The sequence below is a fragment of the Bradymonas sediminis genome, from assembly GCF_003258315.1.
GTDB lineage: Bacteria > Myxococcota_A > Bradymonadia > Bradymonadales > Bradymonadaceae > Bradymonas > Bradymonas sediminis.
In genome coordinates this window covers 1,368,462-1,386,994 of record NZ_CP030032.1, presented here as the reverse complement: position 1 = coordinate 1,386,994, position 18,533 = coordinate 1,368,462, and the positions used below count along the sequence as shown (strand labels likewise).

Sequence of the window (18,533 nt, the reverse complement as noted above, 5' to 3'; positions counted from 1 at the left end):
AACAAACGTCGGGTTCAGGGCGACTCAGCCGCCTCCCGCTCCGCGCTCGCCGGACGCTCTGCCTTCGCGCCGCCCGCGGGCACCGGCTTGCCGTCCAACCCAATCTTCATATCCGAGCGGCCTTCTCGCGCCCAGATACCCACTTCTTTAATCTTCAGCGTACCGGGCGCACCCGCCGGCAATTTCTCGGTCGTCGCTAACTTCTCCCACCCCTGGCGGCCCCAGGAGCGCGGGATATGATAATAATAATTGAAATCCTCGGGGTTTAACGTGACCTGACTATTCGCCTTCACCGCGGGCGCGGTCCAGAGATATTTTTTATTCAGCACCACCCGCACGGTGCTCCAGTCTTTGCCATTATTGATGAGATGAAGATTCTGGTCGTCGATCTCGCTGAGCTGACCGACCACGAAGCTGGCGTCCAATTGGTTCGCCGCCCCCTCGCCGCTGAACGCCCAGACCAGGCTCGCCGCCGAGATGACCACGTAGACAACGACCGTGACGACTTTCTCGATCTGATAGCGCGAGCCGCCACTAAAGAGTGAGCCCACAACGTCATTGGCTTGTTCGAAAAATTGTGTCGTATCCATCTTCGCCAGGTCGAACTTCAATAGTTAAGTGCCATCCATGCGCGCCACGGGGCGCCGCGACCGGCGCGACGCCCGACTCTGCGAGGTCTCTAACCCTATAGCGCCGCTTTAATCTGTTCCAGCGACATATTGCCCTCGCGCAGCACTTTAATCTTTCCGTTCTTGACCTCGATCACCGTTGAACTCGGCGCCTCGGGCAGGTCGCCGGCGTCAATAAACAGCGAGATTCGCCCAAAAAACGTATTGCGGATCTGGGCCGGCGACGCCGAGCCGTGCTTCTTCTCCTTATTCGCGCTCGACACCAACACCGGGCGTCCCAGCGCCTTGACCACCTGGCGCAGCAATTGCTCGTCGGGCACGCGGATGCCGACCTTTCCGGTCGCCTTCGTCAGAATCTTTCGTACCTTCTTGGGAATCTCGCGCGACGCGTTAAACCGAATCGTCAGCGGCCCCGGCCACAATTTATCCATCAAGGGACGCGCGCTCGCGTCCACGTCCGCCGCCGCCTGCTCGAGCATCTTCTCTTCGGCGACAAAAACCAGCGAAGGCGCCGTGGCGATCCGCCGCTTCGCCTGCATCATATTCATCACGGCCTGCTCATTATAGAGGTCGGCCAGTAAACGATAAGAGCCACCACATGGCATGCAGACAACGCCGCCATCATTGAGGACGTCGACGACTTCGTCGACCTGTGATTTCAGACTGGAGTTCGGCTCGGATTTGATGGTCTTCATACGTGGATATACCTGAGTTAGAGTGTCCAATAGGCGAGCACTTCTTCGCGCCTCGCCTAATAGCCCAAGTATAGGCTTTCGCCCCCCAATTACCATAGGCTTTGGCCCCGGCAGGCCCGATTTCGCGCGACGCCGGCCCACACCCTCCCCCTAAGCAACTGAGTTCATTACAAAAAAAACCGACGAGCACCTGAGGCGCTCGCCGGTCTATTCAGCTCAGGCTACCGCTCGCTTATCGCGAACTAGCTTTGCGCTTTCCGTGGTGCAACACGCTCTTGCGAAGTCGAATCGACTCCGGCGTGATCTCCACATACTCGTCTTCACTGATGAACTCGATGGCCTTCTCCAGGGAGAAGCGAACCGGCGGAGCCAGCGTCAACGCTTCATCGGTCCCCGAGGAACGCATATTGCTGAGTTTCTTGCCCTTGGTGGGGTTGATGACCAGCTCGTTCTCACGGTTATTCTCGCCGATGACCTGGCCGCCGTAGACGGTCTCGCCCGGGCCGACGAACATGGTGCCACGATCCTGCAAGCTGAAGAGCGAGTAGGCGGTCGTTGCGCCCTGCTCAAGCGCGACCATCGCACCACCGCGACGACGCTCGATATCCCCGCGATACTCGCCGTAGGAATGGAAGTTCGTGTGCATGATGCCCGCGCCGCGGGTGTCGGTCAGGAACTCGGTGCGATAGCCGATCAAGGCGCGCGACGGGATGAGGAACTCGACGCGCTGCGTGCCGTCGGAGTTCTGCATCATATGCGTCATCTCGCCCTTTCGCTCCTGCATCTTGCGAATGACGGTGCCGGCGTACTCGGAGGGTGCCTCGATGACGACCTCTTCGAGCGGCTCGGTCTTTTTGCCATTCTCGTCGACGCGCACGATAACCTCGGGCTGCGAGACCTGCATCTCGAAGCCTTCGCGGCGCATCTGCTCAAGCAGAACCGACAGGTGCAACTCACCACGACCCGAGACCTTGAAGGCCTCCGGACGGTCGGTGTCTTCGACGCGAAGCGCCACGTTATGCTCAAGCTCGCGGTCCAGACGCTCGCGGATCTGACGGCTGGTGAGGAATTTACCCTCTTGGCCGGCGAACGGGCTGGTGTTGACCATCAGGATCATCGACAGCGTCGGCTCGCCAATCTCGATCATATCCATCGACACCGGGTGATCCGGGTCGCAGATGGTCTCGCCGGGGAGGATGTCGTCCATGCCGGTGACGGCGCACAGGTCGCCGGCTTCGATCATCTCGGTCTCGACCTTTTCCAGGCCGACGAAGGAGAAGAGTTTCGTAATTTTTGCGTTGCTCTTGGTGCCATCGCGGCGAACCAGGACAACTTTATCGCCCACGCGCATGCGGCCGGCGAAAACACGACCGATGGCGACGCGCCCCATATAGTCGTCGTAGTTAAGGGTCGCCACCTGCATCTTCAGCGGCGCTTCGGGGTCGTCTCCCGGGGGTTTAATCTCCCGAAGAATCGCGTCGAAGAGCGGCGTCATATCGTCGGACTCCTCATTGGGGTCCAGCATGGCGTAGCCGTCACGACCGGAGGCGTAGACCACCGGGAACTCAAGCTGGTCGTCGTTGGCGCCCAGGTCCACGAAGAGGTCGAAGACCTCGTCGAGCACTTCGTCGGGGCGCGCGTTCGGCCGGTCGATCTTGTTGATGACGACGATCGGCTGATGGCCGAGCGCCAGCGAGCGACGAAGCACGAATTTGGTCTGGGGCATCGGGCCCTCAAACGCGTCGACGACGAGCAGGACCGAGTCGACCATCTTGAGCACGCGCTCAACCTCGCCGCCGAAATCGGCATGGCCAGGGGTGTCGACGATGTTAATCTCGGTGCCTTTATAGATAACTGCGGTACACTTCGACACGATGGTAATCCCACGCTCTTGCTCGAGCTGGTTGCTGTCCATCGCACGCTCCGCCATTTCACGATGCGCTTGGATCGTGCCTGACTGACGAAGCATCTGGTCGATCATTGTCGTCTTTCCGTGGTCAACGTGAGCCACGATTGCGATATTACGAATATCTTTCATACTGCCGGGTCCAATTTGTTACGCACACGACTAAATCGCGTCCGGGGGCCATTCATGGAGGCCAAATCGATTGAAGGTCATCGAGCACGGTCTGAGAAATGGTAGAAAATCTAACGTGCAGACTTCGACAAATCGAGGACCCTACTCACAGAGTTGATGGCATTAGGGGATTAAATGCCGGCAAGTCAACCTGCATGCGGGTGATTTTATTCGTTTTTGCAAAAAAAATACCGGGACGCGTGAGCGTCCCGGCAATAAATCACAGCAAATTTCCCTGCAAAATCAACAACCTAATCAATCCACGGTGAGGTTCAGTTCGCGGCGCAACGTCCGGTATCGCGGGCTCACCGCGTAGGCCGCCAGCGACTCCATTCGCTGCTCGACTGTGCGCGCGCTGAATCGCTGCGGCTCGTTCTCAAGGTAGTCTCGGGCGACCTCCAGGTCATCGCAATAGATAAAGCCGACGCGGTTGGCGGTGTCCTCGACCGACTCAACCCAGGTCGCCACGTCGATGTCGCCCTGGGTCGCCAGCACCTTATTGACCGCGTGCTCCAGGCGCTTGAGATCCTCGCCGCGCACATTCTTGGTGAGCTGCTTGATCACCTGCTTACTCGCCTCGTCCTTCTCGAAGTCCAACTCCGGCTTCACCAGCACCGCCGCGAGCAAGAAGAAGGTCTGCATATCCGACAGCGGGCGAATCGCCGCAAGATAAAACGGCGCGAGGAATAAGAAGAGCTGTTTACCCACGCTGAACGCGATATGTTTTTCGCGCCCGCTGCCCAGCAACTCGTCGCCCACGATCATCCCCTCGGGGACCAACGCGCCGTTGATAAGCCCGGGCTGGTCGGCTTTTCGCCATAACTCCGGCAGCTCGGTATAGCCCAAGGACGCGCCGATCTGGCGATAGAGGTTATTGAAGGCGAGCGGGTCGTTTAACTTCACGCGGTCGCGGCGCTTAAGGTCGTATTTGCTGCGGCTCTCGCCGACCCATTCGGTCAGCGCGGGTTTGATCGTGCCGAAGACGCGCGACACATCGCCGGGCATCTTGGTCGAAAATACAAAGCGCTTGAGCAAATCCATGCTCAACGGGCGCTTGGCGACCCGAACCATCGGCGAATTCAGGCGCTCGACAAATGTCGCGGCCTTGTCGCCGAGCTGTCCTCCCAAAAATTGATAGGTCCGCAAATAGAGATAGGCCGCGTCGACCTCTTTTCGGCGCAGCAACACCCGCCCGATACGCTCATAGGTCTCGATCTTGGAGGGGTCCAGCTCATTCATCGCGTGCAGATGGCTCAGCGCCAGGTCCGCGTGCTCGGCGTTCACCTCGGCCAACTCAACGACCCTTTCGTGGAGCTCATAGCTATGCGGGAACAGCTCCGAGGCCTGCGTGTAGGCGGTGAGGGCTTCGCCGGGGCGCTCGAGGTGATTGAGATAGAGGTCGCCGAGCTTTTGCCACAACACGATGAGCAGCTTTTGGTCGGGCTCTTCGATCTCCTGATTGGCCGCGATCAATTGCAAATATGCGACCTCGAGCCCCTCCCAATCCTTCGCGTCAACGAGCAGCGCCGTGACCACCTTGAACGCGTCGAGGCGCGTGGGGTCGAGCTCCAAGGCCATGCGGAAGCCGGCCAACGCCTTCTCGGGCTCCCACAACTCCTGGCGGGCGACCGTGCTCGATTCGATCAGCCAATTAGCCTTTTCCTGGGGCGTCTCGGCGAGGCGATGCAAGGTGAAATACGCCCGGCTAAGCCGACGCCAATCGCCGATTTCGCGCGCGACCTTCGCGATCGACTCCAGCGCCCGGGTATTCGTCGGGTCTTCCTCAAGCGCCTCCTCGTAGGTATCCAGGGCGCGCCAGGCGTCGTTAAATGTCTTCTTCCAATCATCGCCCATCGCCACCAGGGCCATCGAGCGCGCGGAGGCGTCGTCGAGCGATTTGATCAGCTTGCGGCGCACCTCGATGACATCGCCGGGTTCACCCACGGCGCCGACCACCCGCAATAGACCGGTGAGCGAGCGCGCGTCTTCGGCGTCCTGGAGCAGCGCCTTTTCGTATGCGTGACGGGACTTTTCTAGCTCCCCATTCTCTTCATAATGCGCGCCAAGGCTGCGGTAGACCCAGACCAGCGCGGCCGCGTCGAGCTCAGTCTTATGATGGACCAGCAGCGCGCGAAGCACCTCCGCCGCCACGCCCGACTTCTTCTCTTGCATCAGAAGACGCGCATAGGGCTGGAGAACCGCGAGGTTTCGCGGGTCCAGCGAATACGCGCGCTCATATGCCACGAGCGCGTCCGGCTCGCGGTCAAACGCCTGGCAAAGTTCAGCGAGCTGCTGATAGAGCCAGATATTATCATCGAGATAACGCGTGGAGTCCGGCTGCTCGCCGGCGGTTTGGAGACGCTGAATCGCTGCGTCGACCTCGCCTGATTCAATCAGGGCGGCGACGTCGGCCTTAAGCTCGGCGAAATCCACGACCTCCTCGACGGGCTCGGAGGGGGTTGCAGCGGCGGATGTGGCTTCTAACTCGTCGATTTCCGACATGATGCGCGTCCAAAGTCGAGGGATTTGGCAATGAGAGAACTCGATTATTTTAGAGCAACCGGCCCGAACGTCAATCAACCTGCGCGGGCAAATATTTATCACTGCCGTCGTAGCGCAAGATCACCGACCAGCGCCCGATCGAAATATCCTCGGCGATGGGAAATTGCCCGGAAAACCGACCGCCGGCGTCGCTCTCGATTTCGCCCAATAACACCAGGCCATCGGTGGAATCGGCGCCGAGCGGCCCCAGATAAACCTTGAGCAACGCGCGCGATATAGCGCGCCCCTGCAGGCTGAAGATACTGCCGTTGAGCTGAAGCGCGGTGCCTCGAAAGATCTCCGGGTTGCTCGCGACGACGTCGATGCGAACCGCCTGGCGCGGGTCGGCCTCGGGTTCGGGGGGCGCCGAGGCGCCAGCGTGTTCCGTCTGGTCGGATATATCCTGCGCGTGCTCCTCAGCATTCATTGCCGGCGCCTCGTCCGTCGGCAACTCGCCGCGATCCTGCATCAATTCCGAAGCCGCGGCGAGAGCATCATCTTCGGCAGCAGTCGTGCCGGGTTCAACCTCGCCGCTCAAGGCTTCGCCCTGATCGGTCGCGCCGACCGAGTCTTCAGCGAATTGCTCCTCGGCATCGGGCGCGTCGAGCCCGTTCGCCGCGACCTGGGCGTCACTCGTGTCGCCGGACTCATCGCTCTGATAGCCCGGAATATCGGCGCCCATCCGCTCCAACTCCGAGATATAATTCGGCGGTTGCGGCAGCGCGTCGGGGGCCGCCTGATGCACGCCCCCGCCGCGGCGGCCGCTATAGTCGAGCTGCTCGGCCGCGCCGCCCAGATCAACGCGCCGCCACCCCAACTTCGGCCAGTAAATCTCAACGAAGGCGTGCGCCTCGTTATAGATATAGCGGGCCGGAATCCCGAGCGCGCGCGCCGAGATCACGAACGCGAGGCTGCGGTGCCGGCAGACGCCAATCTGAGCCGCCGAGATAGCCGTATAAAGGTCATCTTTGGCCAGGGATTCGGGAAAGGGGCGCGCCTCAAAGTCACGATAATACTCGATAAGCGCAAAGAGCGCGTCACGCGGCGCCATCTGGTGCGACGCCCCGTTGAGCTTAAGGACATTGGCGGCGACATCTTTGATATGCGGCGACAACCGAGCGTCGCGCGCCTGGGCGGCCTGGGAGAACTCGCGCCAAGTGGTCGTCGCGCTGAGCTCACCGTCGAAATACACCCGAGGCACGGCGAGCTTCATATTGACGCGAAGCAACCCATCGCTGGCCGGAACGATATAGAAATTATCGGCCTCATCGCGCTCCACCCGCAGCCCCACCATCGGCGCGGCCTGCACCGACAGGATGCGCTGTTGCGGAGCGACGCTCGGGATGGGGTGGCGCTCGCCGGCGCGCGCGCGCAGCAAGAAGGAGCCCCAGAAGACGTCCTCGTTGCCCCGCTCGGCCCCGCCCTCAATCGCCACGCTCCGATAGCGGCCCGGCGCCAGATGCAGGGAATATTGGCCATCGGCGCTGCGCACCTGATTCTGCACGACGACGCGCTTATAGGGCACCACGCTGGGCTCGAAATTAGCCCAATAATTAAGCTGGTCCACCCGGTCGGTCGCCGAATCAAGCCGACTTGGCGCCCCCGAACCCGGGTCGAGTGGCCCCCAGGGCGTCGCGGTTTTACCGGCGTCAACCGGGCCCTGATTACCCAGGATCATCTCATCGGTGGCCGGCTCCAGCGACAACCCGGGCGGCTGCCCGGGCATCCCGATGAACGCGCTGCTGGCGGCGTCTGCGGAAGCTCCGCTACCACCGACCGATGTTTGGCCGCTGAGATTGACGCTCCACGGGTCGAAATACTCATGCAAAACGCGCCGCGAATCGCGACGCGTCGACGAAGCACTCGCATCGCCCGCCCCGCTCTGCTGCGCCCACCCGGGCTTACTCGCCCCGGCGACCCCGCCTGCGCCGAGCAGCACCAGACACAGCAACGCCGCCCCGCGAGTCGCGGCGCGGCGAGTGATTTTAATGTGGCGGTGAAAACGCATGGAAGATCCCGGGTGGTGAGGCAGCAAGGCGGCGCGTCGTTTTTAACGCGCGTTTGCGTCCTTTTAGTCCGACCTTCATGCCGATTAAATCAAGCCCGGCTCGTCGCCCACTCAGGGCGTGGGGACGCCGGTCGTTGAGATCAGCGCCTTGAGGTCTTCGTCATTAAACTCAAGCCCGATTCCGAAATAGTAGTCGCGCTGGTCGCCGTTAAAGACGTCATCGACGCCGCCCATAATATAGGCGAACTCGAAGAATTCGTAGGTGGCGCGCGCTCTAAATCGGGGGTTCGTATTGCGGCCAAAGTCAAAGAGGTCGGTGGCAATCTTGAAGTCATAGCCCTCGGTCAAATAGAGGTCGGCGCCCAGGCCGCCGGAGCTCTCCATGATGCCGAAACGCCCGAATAACATCATCGACGGCGAGATCTCCCAGCCGCGCGCGAGCTGCGCGCTGAACTTAAACTCGTCGGTCGTGGTGACGCGCGTCTCGCGGTAGAGCGGGTCCTGGCTGCCCGACTGCGTGGTGTTGACGTCGTCGCGCACCACACGGGTGGTGCCCCTAAAGTCGTCGACCAGCTGAATCAGATAATATTTATCAAGCGCCGGCTGCAACTTCAGGCCCACCGTATTCTTGAAGCGCGCGTTCTTGACATAATACGCCGAGCGAAGCTCCACGATGGTCTTGAGGCGCGCAAGGCTGTCGACGTACTCCTCGGCGTCGGCCAGGATTCGGTCGGTGCGATCCGCGATGGACGGGTCGTTGATGAGCTTACCGACGGTGCCCTCCCCTTCGTTGACCTTGTCGGTGATATCCTGAACGTTTTGGAGACTATAGTTGAGCGAGTCGAGGGTGGATTGCAGCCTCGACAGGGTGCCCTGAAGCGTGCCGAGTCCGGCCTGGAGATCGCCGGAGGACTGCCCGATGATGAACTTCACCTCCTGAACCACGGCGCGGGCGTCGCGGATCATCGACTCCATCAACTCGGTGCCGACGGCCGCGAATTGACGCACCTCCGCCGAGGTCATCTCGGCGTTGGTCACGATGCGCCCGAGGCTATCACTATTGGTTTCGACGAAAACGCGAACCGTACTTAAGACTTCCTGAAGGTCCGCGACCATCTGATCAATGCGAGCCGCGCCCTTATCGCCGCCGAAGACCTCGGCCAGCGACTCGGTCACCTTCTGAATATCCTTGGTGATGGTGTTGAAGTTCTCCATCAACTCTTCGGGGCCCACCGCGGTGACGACATTTTCAATCTGGTCGCCGTCTTTTAGAGGGGGCCCCTGGGTGCCGGGCGACAGCTCGAGATAATAGTCGCCGATCAGGCTGGCTTGCTTGCGGGCAACCGTGGCGCCGTTCTTATTCCAGCCGTCCGGCTTCTTGACGCCCTCGTGCAGCTCCAGGCTCTCGTCGACCATAATGTCGACGCGCGCCTTTTGATTCTCCAGGCGAATCGACTTGATATAGCCCACCGGGATGCCCGACATGACCACGCGCGAGCGCACCGCCAGACCCGTGACATCGTCGAAATAGGCGTAGACCTGATAGCGGTCGTCCTCGTTCATGGCCACGCCGCTGGTAAATTGCACGATCATAAAAATCGTGCCCAGCGTCGCGGCGATCACCAACAAGCCGACCTTAAAAGGCGTTATAATATTTTCCAGTTTCATCTACTTCAATCCCACATCAGCACCGTGAAAATATAGTCGATAAACAAAATTGACACGCTGCTGGTGACCACCGATGACGTCGTCGCCTCGCCGACGCCCTTGGCGCCGCCCGATGCGTAAAAGCCTTTATAACAGCCAACCAAAGCGATAACCATCCCGAAGGCGGCGGCCTTCACGCCGGATTTGAGCAGGTCGATGGGCGCGACGAAGTCACGGATTTTGCTCAGAAAAATGCCCGGATCGACCTCGAGCACGAAGACCGACAGCACATACGCCGCGCTGATGCCCACCAGGTTAAAGAGCATGGTGAGCACCGGGAGCATCAGCACGCTGGCGATGATGCGCGGGGTCACCAGATATTGGATGGGGTTGACCGCCATGACCGCCATCGCGTCGATCTGCTCGGTCACCCGCATGGTGCCAAGCTCGGTGGTCATCGCGCTGCCGGTTCGCCCGGCGACCATCAATCCGGCGAGCACAGGCCCGAGCTCGCGAATCAGCGAGACCGCGACCGTACCGCCCACCAGGCTCTCGGCGTTGAACATTCGGAAGGCGTAGAACGATTGGTAGGCCAGGACCAGGCCCGAGAAGACACCGGTTAATAGGACGATGGGCAAGCTGCCCACGCCGACCATATCCAGGGCCTGCGCCCAAATACGGAGCCGATAAGGAGGCCGAAACGCCCAGACGATCGCCTCGCCGAGCATGATCATCATCTGACCAAGCTCTTCGACAAAAGCGATCGCGCGGTTGCCTACATTCTCCACCCCGGACTTTGCCTTATTGAGCATTCACATCCGCCATACAACAGATTACAAAACTCACGCCCATCATCATATCAAATAGCCCAAGAGACGTGAGCGACCTCCCGAGTAGCACACCCTTAGGGCTGCCGCAAAATCGAGATTCGCGCCAACTCCGAAATTCTGCCCAGTTTAATTAACCTCATCGCTCACTTCAGCGTCATCCTCATCGATATCATCGATATCATCGATATCATCGATATCATCGATATCATCGATATCATCGATATCGTCGCCATTAGGGCCAATAAGATACCATTTATCGCCAAAGCCTTCGACCCCTTGGCCTTCGGTGTCCCCGGGGCTCTCGTCGCGCTGAGAATAATAGAGGGGCAAGCCATTATAGGTCATCTGCATGCTCCCGTCGCGACGCGCCACGCTGCCTACGATCGAGGCATCGATCTGCGCGGGCACCCGCAGCTCGCCGGCCAACCCCGTGCCGCCCTCCAGGATGAACGGCGGCCAAGCCTCGGCGCAGTCGTCATAGCACTCGCTCGACTCGCCCCCCTTATCGGCCTCAAAAATATACAGGCTCATCCCGCTTGAGTCGGCCAGATACTCCCCATACGGCGCCTTTAGCTGCACCGTAATCATCGCGAAGTCGTCGCGCCCCCCTTCGGTCAACGGCTCATCGCGCACCTGTTCCTGCGTTTCTGCGCCGTCCCAATCCCCGAGTTCATCGCCTTTGTCTCCAGCGCGAGCGCCCTGCACATTCGTCCCCAGCTGATCCGCGTCGCGCACCGCCTGCCCTTTGCACCCCGTGATGCCCAGAAATAGGCTCAATACACTTAAATAAGTCGCGATTCGACTCATGATTTCTCCTGAGATCATTGAACAAAAATGCGTAAAAGAACGCCGTCAAAATGCCGTGCGTAGCCAACCTAAACGCCGCTAAATGCGTGGCAAGCAAAGATAATCGACCCGCGACGCCCCGGCCGACGCCCCGGATCTGTGGCATACGGATGTGTGCGCTGCGGCGAACGAGGATGAAGCACAGCGCGATGAGTCCTCCTAAATAGAAGAAGCCCGGAACGCGCGTCACACGCGCGTTCCGGGCTTCGATGCTTTAGCTGCGGCTATTTAAGCCTCAGACAGCCCCATCAAATGTAGGCTGATTGACCTTCTTCTTCGCCTGCATCTCCTTGAACTTCTTAAAGGCCAGGAACGCACCGCCGCCGAGCACACCCATGCCTAATAGGAGCAGCGGGATGCCGATGAGGGGGCGGTAGAAGACCCAACCCACCGAGATGGTCACGAAGCTCAGGCCAACCGCCAGGAATCCGGCCACCAGCGACGCGCCCATCTCGACCAGGCCGCCAAGCAGCGGCACCATTCCAGCCAGCGCCGTGAACGGGCCGAAGATCAGACGGAAGCCCGCGAACATCATGAAGAACCCGAGACCGCGAAGAATCCAGGTCATCGTCGCGTTATCCGACTCGGCTTTTTGGAACATCGCGTCGGCGGATTTCGTACCCATCTCGACCAGCGCCAGCGTAGAGTTCATCTTGTCGGAGGTATAGGCGCCCAGCGATTTGCCGGTCACCCCGGCGACGATGCTGGTTTCTCCGGGGAGCGCGACCTCATAGCGGATGCGAACGTCACCGATAAGCGGCTTGGCCGAATCCCCATAATAAATTTCATTCCCGTTAAGCGACGCCTCGCCCCGACTGATCGGTTTGAAGCCAGCGACGTCATCTTCCTCGAGGGGGTGGACGTCCTTGGCGCTCCAGCTTTTCTTCAAACCGTCCGAGACGTCATACGCCCCAAGGGTGACCTTTTTCGCCACGAAGGTCTTGCTCTTAAATGGCATCGCGGGGTTCTGATGGTCGGTCGCTTTTTTGAAATTCGAGGAGTTAATTTCGGTCGCCGACCACTCCTTATTGTAGCGATAGGTGGTCTTCTTCTTTTTCTTACCCTCCACCTTGGTCTTCTCGGTCTTCTTGGTCTCTTTCCACTGATACATCTCGACGACGCGTCGCATGACAACTGCGGGCGCTTCGACGCCGAATTCCGTATCCACGGCGTTCTTCTCGACCGACACCGGGCCGGTGACATGCACCAATTTACCCTCGTGTTGTTTGTCGTATTTGTCGGCCTCGATGCTGACGACCGAACCCTTTCCGACCGCCAGGTCCTTGGCGCGTTTGACCGCGCGACCTTCGTTCCAAAACAGCAGCGGGAACGCGATAATGATCAGAAAAAAACCAGTGCCAACCTTGGCAAAGGCATCCTTAATGGTCGCAAAGCACCCTGCAGGCTCGCTAAACTCAACAAACTCGTCCACAGTCCCTCTCCTAAGTTAAAATATTAAAATATGCGATTGTTGAACAATCGCATAACGCCATTGCGCCCCGACAAACAAGGCGCATTGAATATGCCCCACAAGACAAACCCTCACGCCTCCGCGCGCCAACCTGCCTAAATGGTATTATTGCACGGGAATTAGCACATCACACAAACAAGCAAAAGCATATTTTAAAAGCGCGCAATCCTGCGCCGCCCAGATCCAACTTTAATGATTGATTCAAGACGCTCATTTAAAGTAGGGTCTCGCCGAAACCGTAGCCATTCGCGCGTCTATTCGTCGCGCGCGGGGACCCCCAAAACACCGCTAAGTGGCGCTCACGCCTGCTTGAGGCGCAACCCTAGATAAATTCGACAGAACCTGTTGAAAGGCCGCAGATGCTCGAGCGATTAATCGACTACTTTATCCCGGATGACTTCCCCGACCCCACAGGGGTCGAGACGCGGCGCGCGCGCATCGGCGTCATCATCACCATCATCGCCAATTTCTGGGCGTTTGTTGCGGGTACGCTGGGGTTGGCCTCGGGAAATATCCACGTCGGCGTTGGCCTGCTGATCGGCGCGGTCGTGATGAGCCTGGCGCCCTTCGTCCTACGCAACACCGGGAACCTGAGCCTCGCTGGCCACTGCATCATCATCCCGGCCTACGTGACCATCGTGGCGATGGTTTATTCGACCGGCGGGCTCTACTCGGCCGCCATCCTCTGGCTGCCGCTGTTGCCGCTGCTCGCGACCATTTACCAGAGCAACCGCAACGCCCTGGCCTGGGTCTTTGTCGTCGGCGCGACCATCGCGCTGATGACCGTTGGCATGCTGGTGGACTACCCATTCCCCCAGGCGAAGTCGCGCGTCGGCTCCTACATCCAATTTGGCGTGGCGCTCATCGGCATGATGGGCACCACCTATGCCCTGCTTCAGTTCAAGAATAATGTCCAGATCTGGCTTAGCGACGCGCTGCGCGAGAAGGAAGCCGAGACGCGCGCCGTCCTTGAGACCGCCCCCGACGCCATCCTCACGGTCGGCGGGGACGGGCAAATCTTGAGCGTAAACCGCGCCACCGCGCGCATGTTTAACGCCAGCCGGGAGGAGATTCTCGCGCTCAATATCCAGGACCTGGTGGCAGACCTGGACCCGGTCTCGCTGAACGCCCTGCTCAAGACGCGCGGCTTCGGCGAGTCAGTGGAGCTCACCAGCACCCGCGCGGGAAGCGAGTTTCCGGTCGAGATCGCCTTCGGTCACCACGACTCGCGCATCGTGCTGGTGCTGCGCGATATCACCGAGCGCAAAGTCGCCAACCAGGCGCTTCGAAGCGCGCGCGACCAGGCCATCGAGGCGAGCCGCGCAAAGAGCGCATTTTTGGCCAATATGAGCCACGAACTGCGCACCCCGCTCAACGCGGTCATCGGGTACTCGGAGATGATCAAGGAAGAGATCGAGATCATGTACGATGAGAAGGTCGAAAATATCGAGGTTATCACCGACTTCCTGCCTGATCTAACCCGTATCCGCACCGCCGGCGCCCACCTGCTCGCGCTCATTAACGATATCCTGGACCTGTCCAAAATCGAGGCAGGCAAGATGGATCTGCACCTCGAAGAATTCGAGGTCGACGCCCTGATCGAGGAGATCGAGAGCACCATCGCACCGCTGGCGAAGAAGGGAAATAACCGCGTCGTCATCGAGCGAAGCGACGCACTCGGCACCATGAATTCCGATATCACCAAGGTCCGCCAGATCCTGCTCAACCTCCTGAGCAACGCCTGCAAATTCACCAAAGAGGGGAGCGTCACCGTCCGGATCAGCCCCGCCGAGAATAACGCAAAACTCATCTTCGAGATCGAAGACACCGGCGTAGGCATGAGCGAGTCACAGCTTCAAAAAATCTTCGAGGCGTTCACGCAGGCCGACGCCTCCACCACCCGCCAATACGGCGGCACCGGCCTCGGGCTGACCATCACGCGCCATTTCTGCTCCCTTCTCGGCGGCGAGGTCGAGGTCGAATCATCTCTGGGCCAGGGAAGCGTCTTCCGCGTTCACCTGCCTCGCGATAACTCCACCGATATCCCGGCCGAAATCGCCGCCTAAAACTTCACAGAGAAAAAACGCGCCGGCCGGACTCAGCGATGAGTCCGGCCGGCGCGTCACTATCTCCTCAGAACCGCCCTCGCGATCAGGCGCGCTTCAGGAATTTCGTCTTGAGCACCAGCGTGATGCCGTTGACCTTGCCCTCCACATTCTCGGGGTCGCCGTCGATCAGGCGGACACCCTTCACGCGGGTTCCCTGCTTGGCGATGAAGTTGGTGCCCTTCACGTCGAGGTTTCGCACCAGGGTCACGTCGTCGCCGTCGTTAATCTGTGTGCCGTTGCTGTCGAGCGTGGGCGGCGCGTCATCCGACACCTCCACGACGCCCTCCTTTGCCCAGGCCATCTCATCGTCCATCAGATAGACCTGGTCCATCAGGTCCCGCGCCCAGGTCTCGCCGCGCAATTTATTGAGCACGCGCCAGCTCAGGACCTTCACCGCCGGGACCACGCTCCAAACTGAGCCCTGCAGGCAATACCAATGCGTCGAATCGAGCTCACTGGCGTCTTCGGCGGCGAGTTGGTTGGCGCAGACCTCGCAAATCACGATGCTCGCGTCGTCGCGCGGCTCTTCGGAGGGGACGTCAAATTGGCGCAATAGGGTCGTCGAAGTACAAAGCTCACATTGGTGCTCAGCGCGCTCGAGGAGGGCTTGTTCGATGCTCATTTTAATGCTCGTCGGTCTAAATATATAGGAAGTAAAGCTCCGGGGCCTATAGCATAGTCCGACATGGAGTAGAATCGACGTGTTTCGCCCTTCTGTCGCTTCGCGACATCTTGATCTGGCGGCGCTTCGCTGATTCGCAGCCCCCCTTCTGTCGCTTCGCGACATCTTCCCCAGCGGGGAAGATCTACTGTTGCGCTAGCGGGGGGCTTTGGGTGGGCGGTGGGAGACCCATCAATGCGCAAGCGGCGGCTGCATATCATCGCGCTCGATGCGGTGGCGCCAGCGCTCGAGCAGCTCGTGTGCCGCGTCGCGCCCGCCGATGCCGAAGGCAATCGCCGCGGCGACCGCGATGGCGCCGATAAAGAACGCAAACGCCAGGGTGATGATTTCGTTGGCCAGACCCATCTGACGAAGGGCCATCGCGCCGGCCAGAACCAGAATAGCGGCGCGCGCCAATTGCCCCAAAATATGGGAGTGCTGGGAGTCGCCTGCGTGGATCACGCGAGCCGCCCAATTGGCCAACCACAGGCCGACGGCGAAGACCAGTAGACCCGTGATAATCTCGCCGGCGAAGACGATAAAGTCGGCGACGATTGCCTCCAGGGCGCCAAAACCCATCAGGCGCAGCGCCGCGGTCACGCCGAAGAGCAGGATGCCGACGAAGGCCAGCGAGCCGACGATGCTCGACGGGGTCGTCGAGATATCCATCCCGTCGACTTCCTCGCTGTGGGCGCGCGCGACCTGCGCGCGCTCATGGTCGCCGAGGTTCCCGGCATATTCACCATGGTTATAGGCTTCCCTCGCCGACGTCGACGTATGCGCCGACGACAGGCCGAGGCGCTCGCCAAAGCGGTCGAACCCCATGCGCATCAGCGCCTGGGTGACAAGGACGCGCACCAGGCGCCCGACGACATAGGCCGCCGCCACCACCACGATCGCCCCGAACACCGCCGGCAACGCGACCAGAATATCGTTGAGCATCGCGGTGACCGGCGCCAGCAAGCCCTGCAGGGCCAGCACGTCGAGGATCAACGGCAAAAAGAGCACCAGGACGATCCAGAACACCGCCGTGGACACCGCCTTGGTCAACGACGGCGCAGACGGGTCCTTGGCGTCCCCCTTCATGAGCCGCTCGTCGACTCGAGCCTTCTCCATCCCCTTGCGCGTCAGAAAGCGCGCGCCCCACGCGACCAACCCCGCCACCGCCACCAATAACAGGGCGCCGAGCAGCCTGGGAAGAAACGCGATGAGTTCGTTCAATGCCTGTTCCATATACTCCCCCTGCTTACTCAAGGATCCAAGCGGCGCTGATGCCCGCGTCGGCGCGGCGCGCCTCACGCAACGCGCGCCAACCCGGCGAGCTGTCGCGTATCATAGGTGTGTCGAACAACCTCGCAGGGCTGTCACCTACGCAACCTAGACACGCCATGGAATCACGCAACCCACACAAAACCCAACGATTACTTGCACTTAGGAATAAATAATGTTCTCTTCTTTCTCGGTCGTGCTCAGTCAGATGACCTAGAACAGGACGAGAAGGAGCGGGTCTTTGCGCCGCGGTTTCTCCGGGGCGAACCGACGCGATTTCCTCAACTCCATTTGTAGTTCGATTCGCAACAAGCAGGTTTTAGGAGTTCTATAGTGAAGCTAATAATTGGCTGGAGACTCGTCTCCGCGCCTCTTCTGGTAAGCTGCATTCTATTGACGAGTTGCTTGAGCGATACGGGTAAGAATCGCTCCACCACCCTTGAAGCCGACACAGGTCGCGGGCATGACGCGGGCCCGGGGGACCTGGACGCGAGCGCGCGCGATGCTCAGGGCATCTCGCCCCCACACGACGCGCTTGACTCGCCGGATTCGACCGTCGCCCAGGATTCGGGGCGCGACACCTCGCCCAAAGATGACGCCTCCGCAGACACCCACTCGCCGCCCGACACCGCCGCCGACGCGACCGCGGACGCCGCCACTTCAGATACCTCGGACACCGCGCATACGCCCGATACCAGCGCGCCACTTCCCCCAGAAAAGCCAGAGTTTTTGAGCCGCCACGACACCAGCGCCCTGTGGGTCTGGGCCGACGCCGAGACCGCCCACGCCTTCACGACCAACCGCTGGAATATGGCCGAAAACCTCATCAATTTCGCCAGCGCGCCGCACGGCTCGAGCGCGCATGCGATCAATCGCTTCTATTTTGAGGCCCGCACCTATTCGCGCGATAATATCTTCGACGCGATGCGCCCGATCACCTACGACCCGCTGCTGACCCCGGGCGAGCAAGCGCATCTGCGCGCGTTTAACGCCCGCGCGCACGCCGCCGGCATCGCGGTCGAATACCTCGACGGCCAGGCCATCTGGCTGGCGAGTGACGCCAACGCCCAGTGGCCCAAGCAGGTCTGCCGCGACGTGGTCACCTTCAATAAGACGACCTCGCTCAACGCCGAGCGCCTCGCCGGCGTCCACTTCGACATCGAACCGCATACCGTCGGCGGCACCCGCTGGGACGGCCACTGGTGGCAAGACCGCCTGCCCGGGGGCTACAACGCCGCGTGGACCCAGCGCTGGATGGACATCATGACCTCGTGTCGGGCCACCCTCGACGCCTACGCACAAGAGACCGGCCATTATATGACCCTATCCCTCGATCTCGGCGCAGACATCGCCTACTACAACAAACCCCTGCTCAGTTTTTTGAACGCGCCCGACAGCCCCGTCGATTATATCGCGCTGATGAATTATTACGACAACACCCCCAACCAGAACGACCAGCCCTCCTTCTTCTTTGGCTGGCACGACGGCGAAGCGATGACCGGCGGCGTCGAGCAAAACCTCGCCCTGTGGACAAATACCCCGCTGGTCTTCGGCGTGGAGGTCAACCCGCTGCCCACCGAGTATCACTTCATGACCTTTGACGAAGAGGGCTATAACGCCACGTTCGCGGTAATTGACACGCTCACCGCCGGGTATCGACGCGCCCGGGTGATGGGTTATGCGGTCCATTCGTGGGGAGGTTATATCGCGATGGAGCCGTAGGTTGTTTTTGCACCCCCGGGTTCGATAGG

General features: G+C 60.4%; 13 protein-coding genes. 2 read left to right on the top strand and 11 right to left on the bottom strand.

From position 1 onward, the window contains the following. Positions 1–14 precede the first annotated feature (14 nt). The 9 genes from DN745_RS05140 to DN745_RS05100 form a co-directional block, all read right to left on the bottom strand. Positions 15–590 (bottom strand): hypothetical protein, encoded by a 576-nt coding sequence (locus DN745_RS05140; RefSeq protein WP_133622092.1) that lies wholly within the window; start codon positions 588–590, stop codon positions 15–17. A 95-nt stretch (positions 591–685) separates the two neighbouring features. After that, positions 686–1,324 (bottom strand): L-threonylcarbamoyladenylate synthase, encoded by a 639-nt coding sequence (locus DN745_RS05135; protein ID WP_162687467.1) that lies wholly within the window; start codon positions 1,322–1,324, stop codon positions 686–688. 232 nt (positions 1,325–1,556) lie between these two features. Continuing rightward, positions 1,557–3,362 carry a translational GTPase TypA gene (gene typA, locus DN745_RS05130; protein WP_111332736.1) on the bottom strand — a complete coding sequence of 602 codons (1,806 nt, stop codon included), beginning with the start codon at positions 3,360–3,362 and terminating at the stop codon, positions 1,557–1,559. A 294-nt stretch (positions 3,363–3,656) separates the two neighbouring features. Next, positions 3,657–5,903 carry a tetratricopeptide repeat protein gene (locus DN745_RS05125; protein WP_111332735.1) on the bottom strand — a complete coding sequence of 749 codons (2,247 nt, stop codon included), beginning with the start codon at positions 5,901–5,903 and terminating at the stop codon, positions 3,657–3,659. Positions 5,904–5,973: 70 nt separating this feature from the next. Further along, the gene (locus tag DN745_RS05120) at positions 5,974–7,950 is read right to left on the bottom strand and encodes a transglutaminase-like domain-containing protein (protein ID WP_111332733.1); all 1,977 of its coding nucleotides are present in this window, start codon (positions 7,948–7,950) and stop codon (positions 5,974–5,976) included. A 111-nt stretch (positions 7,951–8,061) separates the two neighbouring features. Beyond that, positions 8,062–9,618: an MlaD family protein gene (locus DN745_RS05115; protein WP_111332732.1), complete on the bottom strand. Its 1,557-nt coding sequence runs from the start codon at positions 9,616–9,618 to the stop codon at positions 8,062–8,064. Between the two features lie 5 nt (positions 9,619–9,623). Then, a complete protein-coding gene (locus DN745_RS05110) occupies positions 9,624–10,409 on the bottom strand; it encodes an MlaE family ABC transporter permease (RefSeq protein ID WP_111332730.1) in 786 nt (261 codons plus the stop codon). 144 nt (positions 10,410–10,553) lie between these two features. Next, on the bottom strand, positions 10,554–11,234 hold the full coding sequence (locus DN745_RS05105) for a COG4315 family predicted lipoprotein (RefSeq protein ID WP_162687466.1): 681 nt from the start codon (positions 11,232–11,234) through the stop codon (positions 10,554–10,556). A gap of 274 nt (positions 11,235–11,508) precedes the next feature. Continuing rightward, on the bottom strand, positions 11,509–12,705 hold the full coding sequence (locus DN745_RS05100) for a TMEM43 family protein (RefSeq protein WP_111332727.1): 1,197 nt from the start codon (positions 12,703–12,705) through the stop codon (positions 11,509–11,511). Positions 12,706–13,103: 398 nt separating this feature from the next. Between DN745_RS05100 and DN745_RS05095 the strand changes: the two genes are divergently transcribed. Continuing rightward, a complete protein-coding gene (locus DN745_RS05095; RefSeq protein WP_111332725.1) occupies positions 13,104–14,810 on the top strand; it encodes a sensor histidine kinase in 1,707 nt (568 codons plus the stop codon). A gap of 85 nt (positions 14,811–14,895) precedes the next feature. Here DN745_RS05095 and DN745_RS05090 read toward each other — a convergent pair whose 3' ends face one another. Continuing rightward, the gene (locus DN745_RS05090) at positions 14,896–15,474 is read right to left on the bottom strand and encodes a PhnA domain-containing protein (RefSeq protein ID WP_111332724.1); all 579 of its coding nucleotides are present in this window, start codon (positions 15,472–15,474) and stop codon (positions 14,896–14,898) included. Between the two features lie 231 nt (positions 15,475–15,705). Then, positions 15,706–16,746, bottom strand: coding sequence for a mechanosensitive ion channel (locus tag DN745_RS05085; RefSeq protein WP_111332722.1), 1,041 nt, complete (start codon positions 16,744–16,746; stop codon positions 15,706–15,708). Between the two features lie 369 nt (positions 16,747–17,115). Here DN745_RS05085 and DN745_RS05080 point away from each other — a divergent pair, with 369 nt between their 5' ends. After that, positions 17,116–18,504, top strand: a complete 1,389-nt coding sequence (locus DN745_RS05080; protein ID WP_133622093.1) for a hypothetical protein — start codon at positions 17,116–17,118, stop codon at positions 18,502–18,504. Positions 18,505–18,533 lie beyond the last annotated feature (29 nt).